We start from the raw sequence: 6,119 nt of genomic DNA, 5'->3' as shown, positions 1-6,119 counted from the left end.
GACGAGGGAGCGGCCGGTGGTGCCGGTGTCAGCGGCGCCCATGCCCGCCCGGGCTCCCGTCGCCGCCCAGTCCGTCGGTCTCGATCCGGCTGTTGCGCTGCTCGATGTCCTCGATGTTGCGGTCGCGGGTGTCCTTCATCATCCGCACCTGGCTGACCGTGGCGTCGGTGATGCCCACCAGGGCGTCACGGATGGACATCATCGTGTCCTTGGTCGTCTGGCGTTCCTTCTGCTCCTGGGGCCTGGCCTTCTCGGCGAACTCCCCTTCCGTGCCGGGCCAGTTGACCGTCGGCGCCAGTTCGTCGAGGAACTCCTCGGTCATGCTCCGGGCCAGGGAGCCGATCTCCTCCAACTGCCCGGCCAGGGCCTCGATGCGGTGCGGATCCACGTAGTAGCGCTGTCCCACCGTCAGTCCTCCCCGTCCTCGTCGAGTGCGTCCCGCCAAGCGGGCCCCTGCTCACCGCCGCGCGCCGGCTCCTCGTCGTCGCGCAGCACCTCGGGGCCGAAGATCCGCTCCCAGTCGACCTCGAAGCCCTTCAGCTCGGGCACGTTGCTGCTGGGCTCCGTGAAGGGAGCCATCGCCTTCATGACATGCCGGTTCATCTTCAGGCGTGCCGCGCCCGCCGCTTCCAGGACACTGGCGGCCAGCTCCTGCGGCGACATGTCGCGGTACTTGTTCTCCAGGAACTCGAGCCCGGTCAGCTCACCCTGCGGCCCGACCGTCGCGCGTACCGCACGGTCGGAGGAGAGCACCGCGAACGACGTCTCGCGCAGCTCACGTTCGGTGCGGGCCAACGCCTCCTGGGCGGCCTGGAGTTCTGCCATCGCCTGTTCCAGGCGCTTCTCCAGCGGTTCCGTCACGCTCGCCCCTCCCTTCTTCCGCGGGGTCCGTTCATCGGCCGATGACGGCCGGTGTGCCGCCCTCGTCGGTGCCCCACACGTCCGCGTCCTCCTCCAGGTAGTCGGCGGACGTGGCCGGCCTGCGGCCGGGCTCCGCCTCCTCCTCGGGGGACTCGCCACCGGTGGTGGCCACCCGGGAAGCGGGGGCGAGGAAGGTGTCGGCGTCCTCCTGGCGGTTCCACGGGCTCCGCCGGCGGCGATTGCGCCGTTCGCTCTCCTCCGCCGCGTCGACGAGGACGGCCCGCACCCGTTCGCCGTTGCCCCGCTCACCTCCCGCGCCCATGCCACCCATGCCGCCCATGGGCATGCCGGGACTGCCGGGCATGCCGGGGCTGCCCGGGGCGCCGGAGGTGGCGGCCGGTGCGAGCGGGGCGGTGGCGCCCTCCGACAGCGGAGCCACCCCGGAGCCGTCGGGGGAGAAGGAGCCCGCAGCGGAGAAGCCGCCCGGAGCGGCGGAACTGGCGGCCGGTCCGCTGCCGCCCCCCAGCCCCAGTGCGGACAGCGGAACGTCCCGGGTGACCGTGGAGCTGCCGCCACCGGTTCCGTTCAGCTCGCCCACACCGTCGAGGAGGTCGGAACGGTCCGGCACCGACGGCGTGTTGAGGTCGTGCAGGTCCACCGTCTCGGTGCGGCCCTGCGGGTCGGTGACCGTGGCGATGCCGGTGTCCGGGTCGATGACCTGGGTGCTGCCGTCCGGGAAGGTGGTGGTCAACCGGCCGTTGTCCAGGGTGGTGAGGGAGCCGTCCGGGTTGGTGACCGTGGCACCGTGGGTGAGGTCGGCGGTCGTGCTGGAGCCGTCCGGCCGGGTGGTGGTGAGCATGCCGTTGTCCGGGTCGAAGACGCTTTGGCTGCCGTCGCGGAACGTGGTGGCGAAGTCGCCGTCGTCCTCGAGCGAGGTGTGGCCGCCGGTAGGTGTCTCCAGGCCGGACGGGTCCGCGTGGAGGCCGCCGAGGTCGCCCAGGTCGCCGATCGACTCGGTCGCCAGGTCCCGGCCGAGGTCGCCCAGGTCACCCAGGTCACCGGAATTCCCCTGCTGGTTCTGGCCGTTGAGGCTTCCCCACTGCCCGAGGTCCTCGGTGGTGGTGGTGCCGTCCGGTGCGGTCGTGGTGGTGCGGCCGGTGGTGGGGTCGACGCTCTGGGTGGTGCCGTCGGGGAAGGTCGTGGTCAGCTTGCCGTCGTCGCCGAGGGACGTGACCGAGCCGTCGGGGTTGGTCACCCTCGTGCCGTCGCCCAGGTCGGCCGTGGTGACGCTGCCGTCCGGGTGGGTGGTGGTGAGCACCCCGGAGTCCGGGTCGAAGGACGTGCGTCCACCGTCGCGGAAGTCGGTCGTCAGATCGCCGCCCTTGAACTGTGTGCTGCCTCCGGTCGGGGTGTCGAGCACCCCGTCGCGGCTGTTCAGGCCGTCGAGGCTGCCCAGGTCCGTCGTCGAGGTGGTGCCGTCCGGTGCGGTCGTGGTGGTGCGGCCGGTGGTGGGGTCGACGCTCTGGGTGGTGCCGTCGGGGAAGGTCGTGGTCAGCTTGCCGTGGTCGCCGAGGGACGTGACCGAGCCGTCGGGGTTGGTCACCCTCGTGCCGTCGCCCAGGTCGGCCGTGGTGACGCTGCCGTCCGGGTGGGTGGTGGTGAGCACCCCGGAGTCCGGGTCGAACGAGGTGCTGCTGCCGTCGGGGAACCCGGTGGTGAGCTTGCCGTCGTCGAGCCGGGTGCTGCCGCCGGTCGGGGTCCGCAGGGACGCGCCCGGACCGTCGTTCAGTGCGCCGAGGCTGCCGAGGCTCCGGGTGACCTCGTCGTCGGCCGCGCTGCCGGTCCTGCCGGACGGGCCGTTGTTCAGCGCGCCCAGATTGCCCAGGGACGTGGTGACGGGAGGGATGCCGCCGGTCGGGCTCCGGTCGTCGCCGCCCGTGCCGTTCAGGTCGCCGGCGCTCTCGGTGACCGGGACGTTCCGGCCGAGCAGGTCGTCGAGGCTGCCGAGGTCCTGCTCGTTCAGCGGGCCCCGCGGGTCGTTGAGGCCGCCCAGGTTCTCCTCCATGGCCTTGCGCTGCTCCTCGGCCTCGCGCCTGGCCTCGTCCTGCTCGCGCTTCTGCTCCTCGCGGAGTTCGTCCGCGTACTTCTTGTCCTCGTCACGCTGCTGGTTCTGCTCCGCGCGCAGCTCGTCCTGGTACTTCCTGGCCTCGTCCTGCTCGCGCTTCTGCTCGTCGCGGAGTTCGTCCTGGATCTTCTTGGCCTCGTCCTGCTCGCGTTTCTGCTCCGCGCGCAGTTCGTCCTGGTACTTCTTGTCCTCCTCGCGCTGCTGGTTCTGCTCCTTGCGCAGCTCCTCCTGGTACCGGCGGTCCTCCTCGCGCTGGCGCTCCTGCTCGGCGCGCAGCTCGTCCTGGTTCTTGCGGTTCTCCTCGTTCTGCTTGTCGATCTCCTCCTTCTCCTCCTGCAGCTTCCTCTTCTCGTAGTCGTCGGCCGCGGTGGTGGTCGACTTCGGCTCGGGCAGGTTCTCCGAGAAGTCCTTGCCCAGGTCGAGGAAGTGGTTGTTGAGAGAGGACTGCACCTGGGCCGCGGGTTTGCCCAGGTACTCGTCGACGCCCTGGCTCCAGATCCTGACGGCCTTGTCGCCGACCTTCGCCCAGTTGGCGATGTCGGTGAGGTCGCCGTACTCCGGGTGCTCCTGGAGGAAGCCGGCCTGCGGGGAGTGGTAGGTGGAGCTGCCGTACCGGTAGTGGGTGACCTTGATGTCGGTCTTGGCGACATTGTTGGCGTCCACCCACTGGGCGAGGTCGTCCAGGACGTACCGCAGCACCTGGTGCGGGTCGTAGTACGGCGACTTGGCCCAGTCCAGCCACGCCTTCAGCAGGGTGTCGGCCGCGTTCTCCAGATACGTGCGGCCCAGGGACAGGGCGCGGGAGTAGACCGTGTTGCCGGTGCCGGTCCCGCTGCCCGAGCCGGGATTCGCGTTGAAGGTCTCGACGTAGTTGTCGTAGTTCTCGCGGATCTTCTTCAGCAGGCTGCGGAAGACCTCGGCGGCCTCGCCCTTCCAGCTCGCGTCGTCCCGGCCGAAGCGGTCCTCCCAGTCCTTCAGCACCACGGCGTGGTCCTTGAAGAACTTGGCGGCGTAGTCGAAGGACTCGCCGGTGGTGTCGAACGAATTGAGGTCCACCACGTCGCCGCCGCCGACGCCCAGGTTGCTGAACCGGGCGTCCTGGGTGCTGCCGCCCAGCAGGGCGAGCAGCGCCGCCCGTGGCCCGTTCATGTACCGGGCCAGCGGGATCGTGCTCATCTTGTCCTTGTTGTAGTCCGTGAACTCGTTGCCCTCACGGACCTGGGCGTCGTGCACGTTGTCGGACCCCGGGGAGGCGAAGATCACCTCGTCCCCGGCCTTGACCCGGCCCTCGAAGACGATGCGGGCCTGCTTGATCTGGGTCTTCTTCCCGCGGTCGAAGAACCAGATGTCGTAGTCCTCGCCGGTGTTGGTCAGGAAGCCGGAGTCCTTGACGAGCAGGCTGAGGCTGCGGTCCTTGATGTCCATCCGGAAGAGCTTGCCGCCGTGGTCGGAGCGCAGGGTGTCGAAGATCGTGCCGCGGTCCGGCACGGGGTACCCGGTGATGTGGGTGACCAGGGTGGCCCAGGTGTCGGACGACGGGTCACCGGCGTTGTCGAACTTGTCCAGGTTCGCAACGGAGTTGGGATCGTACCGATCGGCCACCGGGCGCCCTTTCTGGTCGGTGCCTGTCCTGTGTGCCGGTGCACGGCGTTCTCATGCCATCAGCAGCCGGGTGCCGCGGTGCGGGTGTGCCGGCCGCTCCGCGGCCGGGCCGGCACGTGCGGCGCGGGGTCAGGTGTCGTCGTTGTTCCCGCCGGAGCTGCCGGCGGTCAGGGAGTCGACCTCTTCGAAGGTCATGAGCAGCGTCTGCGCGTCGATGGCGCTGAGGTTCTTGTCCTTCGTCTTGTTGGCCTCGTCGATGGTGTCGCCGAGGGCCTCCTTGAGCTCCTTGAACAACTCCATCTGGTCGCCGAGCAGCTTGTCGATCGACTCCGCCGCGGCGCGCACGTCCTCGATGAGCTTGGGGCCCGACACCAGCGGTTCGGTGACCATCTTGCCGATGCGCAGCAGCTGCTTGTCCTGGGCGAGGTTGTCCGGGGTGGTGTGCCCGTCGATGAGCTGGCCGAGCGGGCGGATGTGTGACCCGTCGCCCTCCTCGCGGTGCTTCTTGGCGGCGGTGTACACCGGCTGCACCTCGTTGTCGCGGAAGTTCTCCATCTGCTTGAGGTCGAAGTGCTTGACGTCGGCCTTGTCACCGGCCATGGGACGTCCTCCTGCGGCTTGGTACCGGACGGGGTGACGAGCGGCACCGGTACGGTCCGCCGGCGCCGGCGCGCGGACGGCCGTACCGGTGAGGGGCCGAGGGTGCTACCTGGCCCGGACGTTGCCCCAGTTGTCGGCGCTGCGGCGCTCGTCGCGGGAGTGGTTGTCGTGGATGCTCTGGATCAGCTGACCGCTGTCGCCGAGCAGCATGGCCATGTTCTTGGTGGCCTGGTCCCACTCCGCCTGGACCTGGACGTACATCTGCCGGTCGGAACCCTCCCAGGAGCCGACGAGCGGCTTCAGCTCGTCCTCGAGGGTGTTGAGCGTGTTGATGATCTGCTGGGTCTGGTCCTTCAGATCCTCGATGGCCCGCTGGACCACGGGGTACTGCACGTCGATGATGCCGTCGGCCATGACGTCTCCTCTCGGGGGCCGGGCGCCAGGCCCGGAAGGCTCACGGGGTCCGGCCACGCCACGAGGGCCGATGCCGGAAGGGGGGAAGTCAGCGCAGTGCTTCGAAGACGCCCTGGGTGGTCTTGCTGTTGAGGACCTCGGTCAGGTCCTGGTTCTCCTGCGCCAGACGGTTGGCGGAGGTCACGTTCTCCTGGAGCGCGTCGACCATCTTGCTGATCTGGACGACGACCTTCTGCGCCTCGGCGTTCCAGCTCCGGAAGAGCTTGAGGAGGGCCTGCCCCTCGTCACCGCCGACGCCCGAACGCGCGGCCAGCTCGGCCACGTTGTTCTGGATCTTCTCGACCTGGCTCCGGGCCGACTCCAGGGACGAGACGCCCCCCAAGCCCTTGGCGTAATCCGCTTTCCTCGCGGCACTGTCCGCCATGTCGCGCTCCCTTCGTTCGAGCAAGTCCTGTCGCCTGGTTGCCCGCTGAGGCTAGAGAGAACCCCGCGTTCCGCGCAACGCGTGCAGGAATGG

The 6,119-nt window shown here is 69.5% G+C and carries 6 protein-coding genes; all 6 read right to left on the bottom strand.

Annotation, left to right across the window (positions count from 1 at the left end):
• Window positions 1–28 precede the first annotated feature (28 nt).
• On the bottom strand, window positions 29–406 hold the full coding sequence (locus ACH4C6_RS05690) for a hypothetical protein (protein ID WP_398107237.1): 378 nt from the start codon (window positions 404–406) through the stop codon (window positions 29–31).
• 2 nt (window positions 407–408) lie between these two features.
• Window positions 409–861 carry a YbaB/EbfC family nucleoid-associated protein gene (locus ACH4C6_RS05685; RefSeq protein WP_398107236.1) on the bottom strand — a complete coding sequence of 151 codons (453 nt, stop codon included), beginning with the start codon at window positions 859–861 and terminating at the stop codon, window positions 409–411.
• A gap of 31 nt (window positions 862–892) precedes the next feature.
• Window positions 893–4,588, bottom strand: a complete 3,696-nt coding sequence (locus ACH4C6_RS05680; RefSeq protein ID WP_398107235.1) for an AAWKG family protein — start codon at window positions 4,586–4,588, stop codon at window positions 893–895.
• 129 nt (window positions 4,589–4,717) lie between these two features.
• On the bottom strand, window positions 4,718–5,188 hold the full coding sequence (locus ACH4C6_RS05675; protein ID WP_398107234.1) for a type VII secretion system-associated protein: 471 nt from the start codon (window positions 5,186–5,188) through the stop codon (window positions 4,718–4,720).
• 105 nt (window positions 5,189–5,293) lie between these two features.
• Window positions 5,294–5,602: a WXG100 family type VII secretion target gene (locus ACH4C6_RS05670; protein WP_398107233.1), complete on the bottom strand. Its 309-nt coding sequence runs from the start codon at window positions 5,600–5,602 to the stop codon at window positions 5,294–5,296.
• A gap of 88 nt (window positions 5,603–5,690) precedes the next feature.
• The gene (locus tag ACH4C6_RS05665; protein WP_398107232.1) at window positions 5,691–6,026 is read right to left on the bottom strand and encodes a hypothetical protein; all 336 of its coding nucleotides are present in this window, start codon (window positions 6,024–6,026) and stop codon (window positions 5,691–5,693) included.
• Between the last annotated feature and the right edge of the window lie 93 nt (window positions 6,027–6,119).

Origin of the sequence: Streptomyces sp. NPDC017943, from assembly GCF_044328425.1 — a bacterium.
GTDB classification, from domain to species: domain Bacteria; phylum Actinomycetota; class Actinomycetes; order Streptomycetales; family Streptomycetaceae; genus Streptomyces; species Streptomyces djakartensis_A.
The sequence above is the reverse complement of the archived record's forward strand: the minus strand, read 5'-3'. Positions and strand labels throughout refer to the sequence as shown.